Raw genomic sequence first — 17452 nt, forward strand, 5'->3', positions numbered from 1 at the left:
GTCGGAGTCCGTCGAGGGTCCGCGCGTCAGAAGCTGCTGAGCCGCCAGACCCTGGGCGCGACCGCGGAGTTGAGCTGGAGCAGGACGATCAGCAGGATGCTGACGTACGTGTTGATCACCGACAGCGCCACGGCCACCGCGTACAGCGCCTGGTAGCCGATGATCCGGCGCCGGTGCGCCAGGCGCGTGTCGTCGTCCACGTCCGCCTTCAGCAGCCCGGCCCGGTGCCCGTACGTGATGCTCGCCAGCAGCATCCCGCCCATCAGCAGCAGGTCCAGCCAGTAGACGGCCAGCGCGAGCCGGTACTCGATGTACTCGCCGAGCAGCGCCGTGGAGAACGGCATGAGCGAGACCGCGGCCAGGAACGCGAGATGGATCCAGGTCAGGTGCCGGTCGGCCCGCTCGAACTGGTTGAGCTGCGTCTGCTGCCCCACCCAGAAGATGCCGAGCGTCAGGAAGCTCATGACGTAGGCGAGCAGCTTCGGGGCGAGCAGCACGAGCGCGTGCCACAGCCCCTGCTCCGCGCCGAGCGTGCCGCCCTCCCAGACGGGTCTCTGGTGGTGCACGGCCTCCATCACCGGCACGTGCAGCTCCAGCACCAGCAGGGTCATGGCGATGGCGAACACGCCGTCGCTCAGCCCGGCCAGCCGGCCGACGCTCCCGCCGGAGAAACGGGTGTAGAGGGCGGGCATCAGGCGGGCTGGCCGGTGGGACGCACGACGACCGTGTTCACGTCCACGCCCTCCGGCTGGGCCATCGCCCAGGCGACGGCGTCGGCGATGTTCTCGGCGGTGAGCAGCGGCCCGTCGGGGCGGCCGTCCGGCCAGAACGCGGTGTCCACGCGGCCGGGCGCGATCAGCGTGACGCCGACGCCGTCGCCGGTCACCAGCAGGCGGGTGTTCTCGGCGAGCGCGGTCACCGCCCACTTCGTCACCGAGTACATGTTGCCCGGAGCGTGGCGGAACCCGGCGACGCTGCCGATCAGCACGATCCGGCCGCGGGTCTCGCGCAGGGCGGGCAGCGCGGCCTTCACCAGCAGAGCCGGGCCGAGGACGTTGGTGAGCACCATGTCGCGCAACCGGTCCGGGTCCGTCTCGGTGAACGGGCCGTGGGTGGAGAAACCGGCGTTGGCGACGACGTGGTCGAGCCTGCCGTACTCCTTGACGGTCGCCTCCACGGCGTCCCGTACGGAGTCGTGGTCGGTGGCGTCGCCGGGCAGCCGCAACACGCCGGGCACCTGGGCGAGCCGGGTCTCGTCGCGGCCGGTGACGGCGACCGCCTGCCCGTCGGCGACCAGCCGCCGGGCGAGTGCGAGCCCGATGCCGCTGGAGCCGCCCGTGATCAATGTCGTCTTCACCGGGCACACAGTAAGGGCACAGCCCACCAGAGGCCAATAAATGCTTTTATGGCAGGTCAGAAGTAATGCGATCGCTTACGCGGCGAGGACGGCCCAGACGAGTTTGCGCCGGGTGCTGGAGACGACCCAGCCCCATGTCGTGCAGATCGCCTCGACCAGCCGTAACCCGCGCCCGAACTCGGCGAACACGTCCGGGCGGACCGCGACCGGCGCGGCCGGGCTGCGGTCGGTGACCACGCAGGCCAGCTCGGCGCCGTAGGCCAGCAGCCGCAGCTCGTCGATGCCGCCGCCGTGCCGCATCGCGTTGGTGACCAGCTCGGAGACCACGAGCTGCGCCTCGAACGCCACGCCGTCCGATCCCCAGCCGGTCAGCGTGTGGTCGACGAAGCGCCGCGCCGAGGAGACGCACGCGGGCTCGACCAGCCCGTGGAACGGGAAGACCGCGTCGCACGGCGTCGGCAGCCCGCCCAGCAGGACGGACGCCAGCCACTCCGGTTGCCTGGCCCCCGCGGCGGCGGCATGTGGCCGGGCGTCGAAAGTCGTCATCGTGGCCCCCGATGCGCGGTCTGTTAAGTGATCCACAGCCATCTTTACGGCATGCGCTTTCCGATGCAAGACTTTTCATCGTTTACAGATGCAAATCGCATCTGCACGTGCAGATGATCTTGGAGCGGTCGGCGTGAGCGCACAGAGTGCGAAGGGAAGGGTCTTCGGTTTCACGCCGGGGAGCCCGACGGTCCTGCGGATGCTGCTGGGCACCCAGCTGCGCAGGCTCCGCACGGAGAAGGGTATCTCGCGCGACGACGCCGGATACGCGATTCGCGCTTCTCATGCCAAGATCAGTCGGCTGGAGCTCGGGCAGGTCGGCTTCAAGGAGCGCGACGTGGCCGACCTGCTCACCCTGTACGGGGTCACCGACGAGGCCGAGCGGGCCCCGCTGCTGGGACTCGCGCGGCAGGCCAACGCCCCCGGCTGGTGGCACAAGTACGGTGACCTGCTGCCGTCCTGGTTCGAGGTGTACATCGGCCTGGAGGGCGCGGCCTCGGTCATCAGGACGTACGAGAACCAGTTCGTCCCCGGCTTGCTCCAGGCGCCCGGCTACGCCCGCGCGGTGATCCGGCTGGCGCACGACGCGGCGCCGGAGCAGGAGATCGAGCGGCGGGTGCGGCTGCGCACCACGCGGCAGCGCCGGCTGGAGGGCGAGGGCGCGCTCACCCTGTGGGCGGTGATCGACGAGGCGGTCGTGCGCCGCGCGCTCGGCGGCCCCGAGGTGATGCGCGAGCAGATCGACCACCTGCTGGAGATGACCGGTCTGCGCAACGTGACCGTGCAGGTGATGCCGTTCGACCGGGGCGGGCACGCGGCGGCCGGCGGGCCGTTCAGCATCCTGCGCTTCCCCGAGCGCGACCTGCCCGACGTCGTCTACATGGAGCAGCTCACCAGCGCCCTGTACCTGGACAAGCCCGCCGAGTCCGAGAACTACATGCGGGTGATGGACCGGCTGAGCATCCAGGCCGAGTCGCCGGCGCGGAGCAGGCGTTTCCTGGAGGAGCTCCGCTCGTCGCTGTGACCCACTCCATACGGGGGAATTTGGCCATCAGGGGAGTGGCCGGCCGCGCGCTGCCGTAATCTCAGCTCGCAAAGCACGGATGCACGTGCATTTGCAAGCGAGGAGCTTCTTCCATGCATGGGTTCCGCAACGGAACGCCCGCCGGCCGCCTTCCCGTCGTGTGGCGGAAGAGCAGGCGGAGCAACCCCAACGGCAACTGCGTCGAGGTGGCCACCCTTCCGACCGGGGAGATCGCGATGCGCAACTCGCGCTTCCCCGACGATCCCGCGCTCGTCTACACGCGCGCCGAGATCACCGCGTTCGTCCTGGGGGCCAAGGACGGGGAGTTCGATGACCTGATCGTCTGATCCGCTCGAAACGGGGGTTTCCGGAAACGACGAGAGCCCGGCGCCGAGGGAAGGCGCCGGGCTCTTTCGCGTGCTCGGGTTGAGAATCTCACCTGATCATGCAGTTGTCCCGACCGGGTTCACCGGGGTCCGGCGGGGGGCCGGGCCCCGGTTCATCGGGACAACTGCGGGATCACGCGGTGCTCGTGGCGCGCTCGCGGCGGCCGGGCGGGTCAGGCGGCGGAGATGCCGGCGCTGGCGGCGCGGCGCATGCGACGGCGACGCTCGGAGGCGCGCTCGTCCTCGTTGAGGCCGCCCCACGTTCCGTACTTCTCGGGGCGGGAGAGCGCGTAGTCCAGGCACTCGTTGCGGACCGGGCACTGGGCGCAGATCGCCTTGGCCTTCCGCTCGCGCACGTCACGCTCGGGCTGGCGCTCCCCGTCGGGGCCGAAGAAGAGTACGAGGTCCTCACCCCGGCACGCGGCATCATCCTGCCAACCCCAGCTGGGGCGCGGGCGGGCGAGCTGCCGACGTACCTGAGACATGAGAAAACCACCTTCGTGAGAGGTATTTCGGTAATTGAGCCGCATTGGACGCTTTCGGCGTCACTGTTCCAACGCAAGGAGGGGCCGTGATGTTCCCACAATCAGGTGAGCGCCGGCGTGGCGTACCGCACAGGCGAGAGCCTGTCCAGCGAAACCAGCCGGTAGGTGGTGATCGTCTCGGCGCAAACCGTGCCGCACGGCGCTCGGAACGCCGAGGGCGTGACCACAACCCGGAGCCGGACGTCGCCGCAACGCACGATGGCGTGGGTGACGTCGCCGTCCAACCTGGAGGATTCCACGGCCACTGCGCCGACAGAGCACTCTCCCGTATGGGCTCGGGCGAAGTGCTCGACGGCTTGCAATGGCTCAGGGATGCCTGCGCGTCCCCGGTAGCGGTCGAGAATGATCTCGCCCGACCGGTACGCGTTCGCCGCTGCGATCGCAGCAGCCTGAGACATGCTGCCGTAGAAAATTCCGTGTGGCAAGCACACAAGGTTGGCGGCGTAGCGATCGCCGCCAACGTGTGACGTTTCCCATACTCTGTCCGGCCAAACCTCGGCCAGGTCACGAGCGAGGGGTAGTCCAATGCGGGCGCAACACGCATTGCGCTTGGCGTGCGTGCAGACCAGAAATACCGGCTCGTCTTCAAGTATGCAGGACTCCGGGACCACTCCGGCCACCAGCGCGTCCAGGTCAAGATCGTCCGGACCTGCGACGACGCCCGAGGCCAGCCACGGTTCCGGGCCCGCGCCGTAGGCGACTAGCACACGCAGGCCCTGCCCCGCCTGGCGGGTCCGGCGACCGGGCCGGCGGATGAGCTGGGGCCGTACGCCGCGTTCCAGGGCCCGCTCGACGAGCCGAGCGACGTCATCCGGGAGCTCCAGGTTTTCCAGGTGGGAGGGCCAGGCGCCGGAGTACTCGACGAGCAGCCACAGCCGGGCTCCCACGGTGGCGCTGGCCAAGGTGGGCACGGTGCCGGTGTGGCATCCGTCCGGATGTTCGCAGCCCCTGGCCAACGCTCCCCCTCCGCGCCTGTACGAGATTAGGTAAGACTAACCTAACGGTAAGGCGCGGCCGATGTGGGGATTCCGCCCACCGTGTCCAGGCCGCGTCGCGTCAGGCGCCCGGCAGGCGGGCGGCGGGGCGGGTGCCCGGCGTGTCGGCGGCGTGTCGGTGGCGGGTGCGGGACGTGAGGCGTTCGCGGCCGGTCAGGCGCCGGGCGCGTTCCCGGCTGGTCGGGTGCCCGGCGGGTTTCCGGCCGGTCAAGTGCCCGGTGGGTTCCCGGGAGGTCTCCGGCTGGTCAGGTGCCCGGGAGGTCTCCGGCGGCGGCGCGGGCCAGCATGGCGCGGGCGGCGGGCAGCGCGGCGGCGCGGTCGGCGGCGACCAGGCCGACGCGGGTGCGCCGGTCCAGCAGGTCGCCCTCGTCCAGGGCGCCCTCGTGCAGCGCCGACCAGAGCAGCTCGCCCGCCGTGACGCCCGCCCCCACCTCCTCCGGGTACGCCCGGACGAGCGGCAGCACGGCGGCCGCCTCGGCGCCGTAGCGCTCCACCAGCCGCGCCGGCAGCCCGCCCCCGGCACCGGACACGCCCCGCGCCCGCGACGCCCCGGCGAGCGGCACCGGCCCCGTGAGCGGCACCGGCCCCGTGAGCGGCACCGCCCCGGCGAGCGGCGGAGCTCCCGCGAGCGGCGGCGCCCCGGCGAGCGGCAGCGCCCCGACGAGCGGCAGGCGGGCCGTGCGGCACGGCCCCGCGTCGAGCCCGGCGGCGGACACGGCGCGGTCCACCGCGTCCTGCGCCATCCGCCGGTAGGTGGTGAGCTTGCCGCCCACGACCGTGACCACCGCGTCGCCACGTTCGCCCCACCGGCCCCTCTGGCCCCCGAGGACCGCATGGCGGCGTGAGAGGTCGGCCGTGCCGCCTTCGCCCGCCAGCAGCGGCCTCAGGCCCGCGTAGGCCCCTGCCACGGCCTCGCGGGGCAGCGGGACGTCCAGCACCGCGTTGAGAACGCCGAGCAGCGCCCTGATGTCCTCCTCGGGCGCCTCCGGGACGTCCGGCACGGGCCCGTCCACGGGCTCGTCCGTCAGCCCCGCGTACGCGCGCCCGTCGGCCTGGGGGAGCAGGAGCGCGAACCGGTTGCCCGCGCCCGGGATCGGCAGGTGCAGCCCCGCCGTGAGCCCCGGCAGCGTCCCCGGCGCGAACACCAGGTGCGTCCCCCGCGACGGCCGCAGCCGCACCCGGGGGTCCAGCCCGCCCGCCCACACGCCGGTCGCGTTGATCACGACCCTGGCGCGGATCTCGAACTCCTCCCCGGTCAGCTCGTCGCGCGCCCGCGCTCCCCACCCGGTCAGCTCCAGGACGCGGCACCGGGTCAGGATCCGCGCGCCGTGCGCGGCGGCCGTGCGCGCGAGGGCCACCACCAGCCGGGCGTCGTCGAGCAGCCGCCCGTCCCACGACAGCAGCCCGCCGCGCAGGCCGCGCGGGTCGAGGAACGGCGCGAGCCGGCGGGTCCGGGAGGCGTCGAGGCGCGACGGGCCGGGCAGCAGGGGCCGCGGCGTGCCCGCGGCGACGCGCAGCGCGTCGCCCAGCCGGTAGCCCGCCATGACCACGGCCTCCCGGGCCCGCGAGACGTCGCCGGTCAGCGGCAGCACGTACGGGTGCGCCCGCACCAGGTGCGGCGCCGTGTGCCGCAGCAGGACGCCGCGCTCCACGGCGCTCTCGTGGGCGATGCCCACCTCGCCCTTGGCCAGGTAGCGCAGGCCGCCGTGGATCAGCTTGGAGCTCCACCGGGACGTGCCGAAGGCGAGGTCGTGCGCGTCGGCCGCGACCACGGACAGGCCGCGCGAGGCGGCGTCCAGAGCGGCGCCCGCGCCCGTCGCGCCGAGGCCCACGACGAGCACGTCGGCCGTCTCCTCGGCGCTCCGCCTCAGCTCAGCGCGCCTCCTGACGGCGTTGAGCGAGCTACGGGCGTGGACGGGGCTGTTCGAGTTGTCCAAGGTATCCCTCCAGCAGGGCCGCGAGCTCGGCGTCGAGGTCGTCCAGGGTGACGCCGCCGTCGCCGCCGGGGCCGGTCATCGCGGGCGCCGAGATCAGGAACGACTGCGCCACCAGCAGGACGGCCCGCGCCGTGCGCGGGTCGCCGGTGACGCGTTCGAGCAGGGTCAGGACGGCGTCGTGGGTGGCGCCCCTGCGGTGCAGCAGGTACGGCAGGAGCAGCTCGGGGTCCGCCTCGACGATCTTGACCCAGAGCGGGTGGGAGCGCAGCCGCCGCACCCCCTCCACCACGGCGGCCACCGGGTCGGACAGGTCCAGGTCCTCCACCGCGCGCAGCCACTCGCGCGTCATCAGGTCGGCGACCAGCGACCGCACGTCCGGCCAGCGCCGGTAGAGCGTCATGCGCGAGACCCCGGCCCGGCGGGCGACGTCGGTGAGCGTGGTCCGCCGCACCCCGAAGGCCAGCACGCAGTCACGCGCCGCGTCCAGAACACCGTCATTGTGACGAATCACCGTCATATGTCACAGTGTAGACATGTCCGCTGAACCCATGCTCTGGTCCGGCTGGGGCGACCCCGCCCTCGCCCGCGAGCTGCCCGAACCGGTCCGCGAGCTGCTGCGCGACCTGCTCGGCGTGCGCGGGCCCGCCGTGCCGGCCGTGCCGCTGGAGTCCGTACGCCTGCCCGAGACCGCGCTCGACGGCCGCGTGCTGGAGTCCCTGGCCGGGATCGCCGGAGCCGGGCACGTGCTCACCTCGCACGAGGCGCGCGTCCGGCACGCGCGCGGCAAGTCGACGCCCGACCTGTTGCGCATGCGCGCCGGCGACGCCCTCGACGCCCCCGACGCGGTCGTGCTGCCCGGCTCCCACGCCGAGGTGGCGGCGCTGCTGGAGCTGTGCTCGCGCGAGCGCGTGGCCGTCGTCCCGTTCGGCGGCGGCACCTCGGTCGTGGGCGGCCTGACGCCCGACCGCTCCGGCGCCGGTGCGGCGTTCGCGGGGGTCGTCGCGCTGGACCTGTCCCGGATGAACCGGCTCGTCGGGTTCGACGCCGAGTCGCGCGTCGCCGAGCTGGAGCCCGGCCTTCGCGCCCCCGAGGCGGAGCGGCTGCTCGCCGCCCACGGGATGACGCTCGGCCACTTCCCCCAGTCGTTCGAGTACGCCACGCTCGGCGGGTTCGCGGCGGCCCGGTCGAGCGGGCAGGCGTCCGCCGGTTACGGCCGCTTCGACGACATGGTGGTCGGCCTCACCGCGGCCACCCCGACCGGCACCCTGGAGCTCGGCCGCGCCCCCCGCTCCGCCGCCGGGCCCGACCTGCGCCACCTCCTGCTCGGCTCCGAGGGCGCCCTCGGCGTCATCACCTCGTTGCGCCTGCGGGTCCGTCCTGTGCCCGCCGAGAAGGTCTACGAGGGCTGGCGCTTCCCGACGTTCCGGGAGGGCGCCGCCGCGCTGCGGGCGCTGGCCCAGGACGGGCCGCTGCCCACGGTGCTGCGGCTGTCGGACGAGACCGAGACCATGGTCGGCCTGGCCCGCCCGGACGCCCTGGGCGGCGGCGGGGCGGGATGCCTGGTGATCGCCGGCTACGAGGGCGCGTCCGTCGCCGCCGCGCGGGCCGGGGCCGGCGAGGTGCTCGCCCGCCACGGCGGCGAACCCCTCGGCGAGGACCCGGGACGGGCCTGGGAGCGGGGCCGCTTCTCCGCGCCGTACCTGCGGGACTCGCTGCTGGCGGCCGGCGCGACCGTGGAGACGCTGGAGACGGCCTGCTTCTGGTCGGGGCTGCCCCGCCTGTACGACGCGGTGCGGCTGGCGCTGCTCGGCGCCCTCGGCTCGCCGCTGGTGATGTGCCACGTCTCCCACGTGTACGAGACGGGCGCGTCGCTGTACTTCACCGTGGTGACGGCCCAGGACGGCGACCCGGTGGAGCAGTGGGCGAAGGCCAAGCGGGCCACCCTGGAGGCGATCGCCGGCGCGGGCGGGACGGTGTCGCACCACCACGGCGTCGGCCGCGACCACCGGGAGGCGTACGCGCAGGAGCTGGGGCCGGTGGGCGTCGAGGCGCTGCGCGCGGTCAAGGCCCGGCTGGACCCGCGGGGCGTGCTCAACCCCGGCGCGCTGATCCCCTGAGGTGCCCGGGCGGTCAGGGGGGCGGGTCGGCGGCGGCCCCGGCCTCACGCGCCGCGGCCGCCGCCTCGCTGTAGCGGTTCAGCGCCTCGTACGCCTCGGTCAGCGTCGCCAGGCACATCACCAGCGCCGGGCCGCCGAGCGGCCGGGCCAGCGCGACGGCCTCCAGCGCGTACGGTAACGCCTCGCCCGGCCGCCCGCACCCGAGCATCACCCGGGCCGCCGAACGCAGCGAGCGGACCAGCAGCGGCGTATGCGTGAGCGGATCCCGGCCGGCCAGCGCGCGGCTGCGCCCGACCGCCTCCCCGACGTCGCGGACCCGCGCCCGGCTCCCGCGCCACCGCGTGTGCGCGTACGCCAGTAACCCCTCGACGGCGGCCACCTCCGAGGTGTCCCGCCGGGTCGTATCGTCCGGACCGTTCCGGGCCATGGCAGCCCCTCCCGTGCGGCCGACAACCGCTTGCTTGGGGCGTGAGGCTACACAGGGGAACCTTCCGTGTCGAGAGCGGCACGGAGCGTTCGGGATGCGCGCCGGAAAGATCACGGTAAAGATATGGTCATGGTGGAAGCGGCGGCCGAACGCGGAAAGCAGCTCTCGTCCCGGGTGTCCGAAGAAGGGGCAGGCTGGACGTGTGCCCGGATCGGCACGTTCGACGCGCTGCGCCCGAGGACCAAGGGTTTCACCTGGCTCGATCCGCGCACCCTGTGGCGTTCGCGCAACGAGATCCTGGCCGGGCTGTTCGGCGACCCGTCGCCCGAGGTCCGCGAGCGCTGGGTGAGCGAGCAGGTCGCGGGCGGCGCCGACCCCGGCTTCCGGATCCGGCCCGGCCTCGGCGGCACCTTCGACTTCCTGCTCCTCGGCGACACCGGCGAGGGCGACGCCTCCCAGTACGCGGTCGTGCCCGGCCTGCTGCGCGTCGGTCAGGGGACGGCGTTCGCGGTGGTGGCCAGCGACGTCATCTACCCGGCCGGATCGGGCAACGAGTACGGGGACAAGTTCTTCCGCCCGTACCAGGACTACGACGCCCCCATCTACGCGATCCCCGGCAACCACGACTGGTACGACGGGCTCGGCGGCTTCATGCGGGTCTTCTGCGACGCGCCCCCGCTCAAGCCCCGCCCGGTCACCGGATGGCTGCGCGGGCGGCTGTGGCGCCGGCCCGAGACCATCGACGAGCCCCGCCTGGCCGAGGCCCGCGAGCTGCGCGCCCGCGCCTCCCAGCAGGCCGCCGGCCCGGCCGCCCAGCCGGGGCCGTACTGGGCGATCGAGAGCGACAGCCTGCTCATCGTGGGCGTCGACACGGGCATTCGGGGCCTCATCGACCGGCGGCAGACCGCCTGGTTACGCGAGGTGTCGCTGGACCCCCGGCCCAAGATCCTGGTCACGGGCAAGCCCATCTACACGCGCAACGAGTACAAGCCCTCGCCGCTGGAGGAGGGCGGGACCATCGACGACATCGTCCGCGACCCCCGCCACCGCTACGTGGCCGCCATCGGCGGCGACGTCCACAACTACCAGCGCTACCCCGTCCGGGTCGGCGACCGGGTCATCCAGTACGTCGTCTCCGGCGGCGGCGGCGCCTTCATGCACGCCACCCACACCATCGCCCGGGTGGACGTCGCCGGCGTCCACGAGGACGACTTCAAGTGCTACCCGCTGCGCGGCGACTCCCTGTCGTTCTACAGCCAGCTCTACGCCCGGCGGCTGGGCATGAAGTGGGTCTACCTCACGCCCTCCGAGGCGGCCTGCGTCATGTCCGAGCGCATCGGCGGCACGCCCGTACGGCCGGTCGCGCAGCCGGTGCGGATGACGGCGCGGATCAGGTGGGCGGCGCGGCTGCTCGGGGGCTGGCCGTGGCCGCTGCGGCTGCCGGTCGACCGGGTCTTCCACCGCTACCTGTCGGAACTGTCCGACTGGGACACGCCTCCGTTCTTCAAGCAGTTCCTCCGCCTCTCCGTCACCCCCGACACGCTCACCCTGCGCTGCTTCGCCGCCACCGGCTGCCTGGACCAGGAGCTGGAGCCGCCGCTGGAGGACGAGGTGCGGATCGCTTTGTCGTAGGCGCCTGGCACGCTGGGGGGCGTGTACGTGGTGGTTGCGGGGGACGAGGTGCTCCCCCTGGGGTCTTCCGGTGTCACGGGCTCTCCTGATCTCGCGGCGGTGGTGCGGGAGATGGAGGGCGAGCGGCCCCGCTGGGTGTGGGCCGACACCCGCGAGGACTACCCGCCCCTGCTGCGCGCCGGCGTGCGCGTCGCCCGCTGCCACGACCTCGCCCTCACCGAGGGCCTGCTGCTCGGCTTCGAGGGCCGCCACGGCGAGCCCCGCTCCGTGCGGGCCGCCCACGCCCGCCTGAGCGGCCTGCCGGTGCCCGACGAGCGGCCCAGCGAGCCGGACACCCTGTTCGCGCCCGAACCGCCGTCCGCGGGCATGGTGGCCGAGGTGCTGGCCGACCAGCTGCGCCGCATCGAGGCGCTGCCCGACCCCGGCCGCTTCCGGCTGCTCGTCGCGGCCGAGTCGGCGGGGGCGCTCATCGCGGCCGAGATGGGCCACGACGGCATGCCGTGGCGGCGCGACGTGCACGACGCGCTCCTCTCCGACCTGCTCGGCCCGCGGCCCGTGCACGGCATGCGGCCGGCCCGGCTCCAGGCGCTGGCCGACGAGGTGTCGGCCGCGTTCGGCCACCCGGTCAACCCCGACTCGGTGCAGCAGCTCGTCAAGGCGTTCAAGGGCGCGGGCGTCGCGCTGAAGAGCACCCGCTCCTGGGAGCTCAAGCAGGTCGACCACCCCGCCGTCGCGCCCCTGCTCGCCTACAAGGAGCTGGCCCGCCTGCACAGCTTCCACGGCTGGACGTGGGCCGACCAGTGGGTGCGCGACGGGCGCTTCCGGCCGGAGTACGTGGTGGGCGGCGTGGTGTCCGGGCGCTGGGCCACCTCGGGCGGCGGGGCGCTGCAGATCCCCAAGGTGATGCGGCGGGTGGTCGTGGCCGACGACGGCTGGACCCTCGTCGTGGCCGACGCCGCCCAGCTCGAGCCGCGCGTGCTCGCGGCGATGGCCGGCGACGTCGGCCTGGCCAGGGCGGCGGGCGAGATCGACCTCTACTCCGCGCTGGCCCAGGCGTTCGGCGGCGACCGCGACCACGCCAAGATCGCGATGCTGTCCGCCATGTACGGCGGCACCAGCGGCGACGCCCCCAAGCTGCTGGCCATGATGCGCCAGCGCTTCCCCCGCGCCTACCAGTTCGTCGAGGACGCCGCCAAGGCGGGGGAGGAGGGGCGGCTGGTGCGCTCCTGGCTGGGCCGCACCTGCCCGCCCCCGTCGGAGCGGTGGCGCGGGCTCGTCTCGGGCCCCGAGGGCGGCCGGGCCGCGCGCGACCGCGGCCGGTTCACCCGCAACTTCGTCGTGCAGGCCACGGCCGCCGAGTGGGCGCTCGCCCTCATGGCGGTGCTGCGGGGGCTGCTGCCCGACCCGGCCGGGCTGGTGTTCTTCCAGCACGACGAGGTCATGGTCCACTGCCCGCTGGAGCAGGCGCCGGAGGTGATCGGGGCGGTGTCCGCGGCGGCGGAGGAGGCGACGCGGCTCATGTTCGGCCGCACGCCGGTGCGCTTCCCCATGGAGGCGGTGGCGGTCAGCTCCTACTCCGACGCCAAGTGAGGACCAGCCAGACGGCGGCCAGCGTCACCATCAGCCCCACCACCAGCCCGAGCACCCCGTACGACAGCCCGCCCACGATCGCGCCCGCCACGACCGTGCCGGTGGCGCCGCAGACGTTCATCAGCAGGTCCGAAAGGCCCTGGACGGCGGGCCGGCGCTCCACCGGCACCGACTCGCTGAGCAGCGCCGACCCGGCGACCAGCCCGCACGACCAGCCGAGCCCGAGCAGCACCAGCGCCGTGGTGACCTGCCACACGCGGTGGCCGGCCGTGCCCGCCAGGCACGCGGCGCTCAGCAGCAGCGACATGCCGAGCAGCAGCACCGGCACCTTGCCCGCCTTGTCGGACAGCCAGCCGACCACGGGCGACAGGACGTACATGCCGGCGATGTGCAGGCTGATCACCAGGCCGATGACGTCGAGGGTCGAGCCGTCGTGGTGGAGCTTCACCGGGGTCATCGACATGACCGAGACCATCGCGGTGTGGCTGACCGCGACCATGACGAGCGCCCGCCGGGCCATCGGCGTGGAGCGCAGCGTCTCCCACGCCGGGCCGAGCGTCCGCACGCGGCCGGCGGGCACGGGGCGGGCGCCGTCGCGCTCGCGCGCCAGCTCGAGCGGGTCGGGGCGCAGCCCGGCCGCCACGATGACCAGTGCTCCCGCGAACGCCAGGGCCGCGAACGCGAACGGCCCGGCCTTCTCCACCAGCCCCAGGTCGATGCCGATCTGATCGGCCGGCTTGGCCAGGTTCGGCCCGGCGACGGAGCCGACGGTGGCCGCCCACACCACGAGCGACAGGTGGCGGGCGGCGTGCCCCGCGGGCGACAGGTCGGTCGCGGAGTAGCGGGCCGCGAGGTTGCCGGCGCTGCCGCCGCCGACCAGGACGAGCCCGACCAGCAGGAGCGGCCAGCTGCGGATCGAGATGGCGGCGACGGACAGCACGCAGCCGGCCAGCGCCGCCACGTACGCCAGCGACAGGCCCGCCCGCCGTCCGCCGCGCGCGGCCGCCTTGGCCGCCGGGAGCGCCAGCAGCGCCGCCCCGAGCACGGTCGCGGTGCCCGCGAAGCCGCTGATGACCGTCGAGCCGGACAGCTCGTCCACCACCACGGAGCTCAGCGCCAGGCCGACCGCGACTCCCACGCCGCCGACGATCTGCGCCGCCGACAGGACGGCCAGGGTACGACGCTGAATTCGGCGAATATCGTCATCGGAGGAAATCGATGGTGATCGTGTGGGGGCGCTGGTCATCCGTGAAGTCTCCCATAGCCCACAAGATCCGCCCAAAGAGGACAAGGCGTCTTTCCCCTCCCGGACGGCCCCATTCCTGCGGGGAAGGCCCACGGGGGCCTGTGGAGGAGGGCCCGCGAGGGAAGGTCAGAGCAGGAAGGTCAGAGCGGGACGACCGGGTCGCCCTGGGTCAGGACACCGGGGCCGTCCGGGATGAGGTTGACGCCGAACCAGACCTTCCCGTCCCACCTGCGGTGCCGGGCGAGCGTGCGCGTGGGCTCCTTGCCCCTGTCGAGCGTCACCGGGTCGATCGTCGGCAGCACGCAGCGGTCGCAGCCCTTGCTGACCCGGAAGTCCACCTCGCCGATGCGCACCCGCTTCCAGGTGTCCTCGTCGAACGGCTTCGCCACGCCGTCGATCACCACGTTGGGCCGGAAGCGGCGCATCGACAGCGGCGGCCGGGGCTCCTCGCCCCGCTCGGCGGCCGTCTCGGCGACCCAGGCGTTGAGCCGGTCGAGGGAGGCGGTGGTGGTGAGCAGCAGCGGGTAGGCGTCGGCGAGGCTCACGCGGTCCTCGGGGCGGCCGTGGACGGGATCGACGGGACGGCCGTGCGGATCGTCCTGCCAGGCCAGCCGGGCGGGCTCCCCGAGCAGCGCCGACAGCCACGCCGCCGCCTCGTCGCCGCAGCCGGCCAGGTCCAGGACCTCCTTGGAGTAGGCCACCGCGATCCTGCGGGCCGTACGTGCGGGCTCCTGGCCCGGGATGACGCGCAGGGGCTCCGCGTGCGGCCCGGTGAGCGTCAGCGTGCCGCCCGCCCGCGTGTCGCCGTCGAGGTGGGCCACACAGGCGAGCAGTCGCGCGTGCGTGCGCGCCGTCAGCACCTTGCCGTCCCCGCCGGCCACGACGAAACGCCGGTCGCCGGCGAGCCCCCACGGCTCCACCTCGGCCCGCCGCACCTCGTGGCCGCTCGTGGACTTCACCGGGTAGAAGTGGATGCTCGCCAGCCTCATGCGTGGACCGTACCGTACGGCTCCCTCCTGCCCGCGCGGCACCCGGAGCCCCCGGGCGGAACGCCCCCCGGAGCCGCCGGGACGCCGGGCGGAACGCCGCCGAGGGGGTCAGGACGTCGGGCGGAACGTCTCCAGGAACACCTTGCGCGTCTGGGCCTGGTCGTCCCAGTTCAGCTCCGGCATGTCGAACGTGATCTTGAACGCGGTCTTGTCGTCGATCGTGACGTACCGGGTCAGCGCGTGCATCGGGACGCCGTTGGAGCGCGTGTAGGTGTACTCCCAGTCCGCGGCCTTCCACGTGCGGAACTGCGTCGCCTGGAGCTGCACCTGGATGTAGCCCTCGACGCCGCCGTCCGCCTCGGCCCGGCCCAGCTCGCCCAGGCCGCCGTCCTGCTGCGGCTGCACCGGCTCGACCACGATCCGCATGCCCGAGTCCTTCGGCCCCGCGAACGTCGTCCCGTCGCCGGACGTGGCCGGCTTCCAGGCGGCGGGCACGGCGGCCTTGAAGCCGGGCGGCGTGTGCTCCTTGTAGCCCTCCGGCACGGCCGCCACCTGGAGCGGCGCCGCCGTGGCGGCGGGCTCCGAGGGCGACCCCGGGGTCGCGGACGTCGTGGTCGCCGGGGGAGCGGAGCCGGGACCGGACGCGAGCAGCACGGTGGCCGTCACGACGGCGCCCACGGCGGCCACCGAGGCGAGGACGAGGCGGGCCGTCGGCCGGCCGTCGCGCAGCCACGGGCTCTCGTCGTCGTCCGGGCGCCGCCTGCCCTTCCCCGGGCGCGCGCCGTCGCGGGGCGGCGCGGACGGGCGGCGCCGCCGCACGTCCGCCGACAGGTCGCGGGAGTGTTCGCGCAGGTGGTCCTCGGAGGCCAGCGGCCAGGGGGCGGCGCGGCTGTCGGTGGTCAGCGGCAGGATCGGCTGCGGTCCGCGGCGCGGGCCGGACAGGGCGTTCGGGCCCGGGGGGTCGCCGAAGAGGGCGGCGGCGTCCAGGCGCTCGTCCGTGCCCGCGGCGGCCTGCAACCGCCCCGCGAGGCTCGACGGCCCGCGGTTCCCCGCGCCTCCGCCGTTCCCCGCGCCTCCGCCGTTCCCCGCGCCCCCGCCGTTCCCCGCGCCCCCGCCGGTTCCTGCGGCTCCGCCGGGTCCCATAGCTCCGCCGGTTCCTACGGCTCCGCCCGTCCCGGCGGTTCCGCCCGGCGCTCCGGCTCCGCCGATCCCCGTGATCCCGCGGGCACCCGCGGGCCCGGGGCCGCTCGCGATGCCGGGGCCGCTCGCGATGCCGGATCCGCCGGCGGGGCCGGGAGGTCCGGAGGCGCCGGGCCTCCCGGCGAGCAGGTCAGAGCCGGAAGCGCCCGGAGCCCCGAAACCGCCGGAGGCGTCCGGCGCACCTGCGAAGCCGCCCGGAGCCGCCGACGCTGTGCCCGGAGCTGCGAAGCCGCCCGGGGCCGACGATGTGCCCGCGGTCCCGGAGCCGCCCGGAGCGTCCGTCGGGCGCGAGGCGAGGGGCCCGGACACGCTGCCGAAGGCGTCGAACCCCTGAGGCGGCGCCGGGATCCGGTCGGTGCGGTGGGCCCCCGACGCGCCCCCCAGAGAGTCCCCCAGCGAGTTGTAGCCCCCCAGCGAGTCGTAACCCCCCGCGTACGGTCCCGCCGCGTCGCCCTGGCCCGGTTCGTACGGCACGCGCACCGGCCCCGACGGCGTCTCGACGATGCGCGAGGGCATCGGCCCGGACGGCGGGTCGAGCGGCGGCAGCAGCCCGGCCGGCGTGGGATCGGGCTGCGCGGGCAGGGGCGACGACGGCGCCTCCGGGTTGCGCGGCCGGACGGAGCCGTTGGCCAGCAGGATGTGTTCGAGGGCGTCGGTCACCTGCGCGGCGGTGAGCCGCTCGGCCGGGTTCTTGCGCAGCAGCCCCTCGATGACGGGCAGCAGCTCCCCGGCGCGCTGCGGGCGGATCGGGTCCTGCGTCAGCACCGCGCCGAGCACGGCGATCGCGTCCGGCCCCTCGTACGGCGGGTGTCCCTCGACGGCCGCGTACAGCGTCGCGCCGAACGACCACAGGTCGGCCGCGGCCGTGATGGCCTGGCCCGACAGCCGCTCCGGCGGCACGTACGCGGGCGAGCCCATGAGCAGGCCCGTCTGCGTGATCGTGACGTCGCCCTCGATGGCCGCGATGCCGAAGTCGGTGAGCACCACCCGGTCGGCGGTGAGCAGCACGTTGCCCGGCTTGACGTCGCGGTGCAGGATGCCGGCCGCGTGGGCGTGCCGCAGCGCGTCGAGCACCCGGATGCCGATCTCGGCGGCCTGCGCCGCCGGCAGCGGGCCGCTCTGCCGTACGGCCTGCTCCAGCGACCACGCGCGGAACAGCTCCATGACGATCCAGGGCCGGCCGTCCTCCTCGACCACGTCGTGGACGGTCACGATGCCCGGATGCGTCAGCCGCGCGGCCGAGCGGGCCTCGCGCAGCATGCGCCGGTACGCCACCTGCTTGCCCGCGTGGTCCAGCCCGTACGGCAGGATCAGCTCCTTGACCGCGACGTCACGGTCGAGCAGCACGTCGTGCGCCTGCCACACCATGCCCATGCCGCCCCGGCCCACCGGCGCCATCAACCTGTAGCGCCGGCCGATCAAGCGTCCCTGGCTCCGCGACACGTCCCCCTGTGTGCCGGG

Annotated in this window: 16 protein-coding genes; 5 read left to right on the forward strand and 11 right to left on the reverse strand. The window is 74.3% G+C overall.

The genetic code is table 11. The annotated features are described in order from the left end of the window. Nucleotides 1-26: 26 nt before the first annotated feature. The 3 genes from HTZ77_RS06210 to HTZ77_RS06220 all read right to left on the reverse strand — a co-directional run bounded on the left by HTZ77_RS06210 (nt 27) and on the right by HTZ77_RS06220 (nt 1903). Nucleotides 27-692 carry a TMEM175 family protein gene (locus HTZ77_RS06210; RefSeq protein WP_175588435.1) on the reverse strand — a complete coding sequence of 222 codons (666 nt, stop codon included), beginning with the start codon at nt 690-692 and terminating at the stop codon, nt 27-29. Beyond that, nucleotides 692-1357, reverse strand: a complete 666-nt coding sequence (locus tag HTZ77_RS06215; RefSeq protein ID WP_328808441.1) for an SDR family oxidoreductase — start codon at nt 1355-1357, stop codon at nt 692-694. The genes HTZ77_RS06210 and HTZ77_RS06215 overlap by 1 nt, the downstream gene beginning before the upstream one ends. 75 nt (nt 1358-1432) lie before the next feature. Next, nucleotides 1433-1903 carry an ATP-binding protein gene (locus tag HTZ77_RS06220; RefSeq protein ID WP_175588437.1) on the reverse strand — a complete coding sequence of 157 codons (471 nt, stop codon included), beginning with the start codon at nt 1901-1903 and terminating at the stop codon, nt 1433-1435. Between the two features lie 199 nt (nt 1904-2102). On the opposite strand from HTZ77_RS06220, the gene HTZ77_RS06225 reads away from it, so the two are divergent. Together HTZ77_RS06225 and HTZ77_RS06230 are read left to right on the forward strand one after the other, a co-directional pair. Further along, entirely contained in the window at nt 2103-2927 is an 825-nt protein-coding gene (locus HTZ77_RS06225; protein ID WP_235994416.1) for a helix-turn-helix domain-containing protein, read from the forward strand. A 113-nt stretch (nt 2928-3040) separates the two neighbouring features. Beyond that, nucleotides 3041-3274, forward strand: coding sequence for a DUF397 domain-containing protein (locus tag HTZ77_RS06230; RefSeq protein WP_175588439.1), 234 nt, complete (start codon nt 3041-3043; stop codon nt 3272-3274). Between the two features lie 212 nt (nt 3275-3486). Here HTZ77_RS06230 and HTZ77_RS06235 read toward each other — a convergent pair whose 3' ends face one another. The 4 genes from HTZ77_RS06235 to HTZ77_RS06250 form a co-directional block, all read right to left on the reverse strand. Beyond that, nucleotides 3487-3798: a WhiB family transcriptional regulator gene (locus HTZ77_RS06235; protein ID WP_080036407.1), complete on the reverse strand. Its 312-nt coding sequence runs from the start codon at nt 3796-3798 to the stop codon at nt 3487-3489. 101 nt (nt 3799-3899) lie between these two features. Then, complete coding sequence (locus HTZ77_RS06240) at nt 3900-4769, reverse strand: sucrase ferredoxin (protein WP_328808442.1); 870 nt, start codon at nt 4767-4769, stop codon at nt 3900-3902. A 329-nt stretch (nt 4770-5098) separates the two neighbouring features. Continuing rightward, complete coding sequence (locus HTZ77_RS06245) at nt 5099-6790, reverse strand: glycerol-3-phosphate dehydrogenase/oxidase (protein WP_175588441.1); 1692 nt, start codon at nt 6788-6790, stop codon at nt 5099-5101. Next, nucleotides 6756-7307, reverse strand: coding sequence for a TetR/AcrR family transcriptional regulator (locus tag HTZ77_RS06250; RefSeq protein WP_175588442.1), 552 nt, complete (start codon nt 7305-7307; stop codon nt 6756-6758). Before HTZ77_RS06250 ends, HTZ77_RS06245 begins: the two co-directional genes overlap by 35 nt. Nucleotides 7308-7323: 16 nt before the next feature. On the opposite strand from HTZ77_RS06250, the gene HTZ77_RS06255 reads away from it, so the two are divergent. Beyond that, nucleotides 7324-8907, forward strand: coding sequence for an FAD-binding oxidoreductase (locus HTZ77_RS06255; RefSeq protein ID WP_235994337.1), 1584 nt, complete (start codon nt 7324-7326; stop codon nt 8905-8907). Nucleotides 8908-8920: 13 nt separating this feature from the next. Here the strand turns inward: HTZ77_RS06255 and HTZ77_RS06260 are convergent, their stop codons facing one another. Then, nucleotides 8921-9334, reverse strand: a complete 414-nt coding sequence (locus HTZ77_RS06260) for a hypothetical protein (RefSeq protein WP_175588443.1) — start codon at nt 9332-9334, stop codon at nt 8921-8923. 123 nt (nt 9335-9457) lie between these two features. On the opposite strand from HTZ77_RS06260, the gene HTZ77_RS06265 reads away from it, so the two are divergent. Both HTZ77_RS06265 and HTZ77_RS06270 read left to right on the forward strand, forming a co-directional pair. Beyond that, nucleotides 9458-10966, forward strand: a complete 1509-nt coding sequence (locus HTZ77_RS06265) for a metallophosphoesterase family protein (RefSeq protein WP_175588444.1) — start codon at nt 9458-9460, stop codon at nt 10964-10966. A 27-nt stretch (nt 10967-10993) separates the two neighbouring features. Then, nucleotides 10994-12556, forward strand: a complete 1563-nt coding sequence (locus tag HTZ77_RS06270; RefSeq protein ID WP_328808462.1) for a bifunctional 3'-5' exonuclease/DNA polymerase — start codon at nt 10994-10996, stop codon at nt 12554-12556. On the opposite strand, the gene HTZ77_RS06275 is transcribed toward HTZ77_RS06270, so the two are convergent. The 3 genes from HTZ77_RS06275 to HTZ77_RS45850 all read right to left on the reverse strand — a co-directional run bounded on the left by HTZ77_RS06275 (nt 12531) and on the right by HTZ77_RS45850 (nt 17413). Beyond that, complete coding sequence (locus HTZ77_RS06275; protein ID WP_328808443.1) at nt 12531-13694, reverse strand: MFS transporter; 1164 nt, start codon at nt 13692-13694, stop codon at nt 12531-12533. The two genes, HTZ77_RS06270 and HTZ77_RS06275, sit on opposite strands and share 26 nt — an antisense overlap. A gap of 248 nt (nt 13695-13942) precedes the next feature. Beyond that, nucleotides 13943-14791 carry an MOSC domain-containing protein gene (locus HTZ77_RS06280; RefSeq protein ID WP_175588446.1) on the reverse strand — a complete coding sequence of 283 codons (849 nt, stop codon included), beginning with the start codon at nt 14789-14791 and terminating at the stop codon, nt 13943-13945. A gap of 108 nt (nt 14792-14899) precedes the next feature. Next, entirely contained in the window at nt 14900-17413 is a 2514-nt protein-coding gene (locus HTZ77_RS45850) for a serine/threonine-protein kinase (protein WP_235994339.1), read from the reverse strand. Between the last annotated feature and the right edge of the window lie 39 nt (nt 17414-17452).

Source organism: Nonomuraea montanisoli, from assembly GCF_013363975.1.
GTDB classification, from domain to species: Bacteria; Actinomycetota; Actinomycetes; order Streptosporangiales; family Streptosporangiaceae; genus Nonomuraea; species Nonomuraea montanisoli.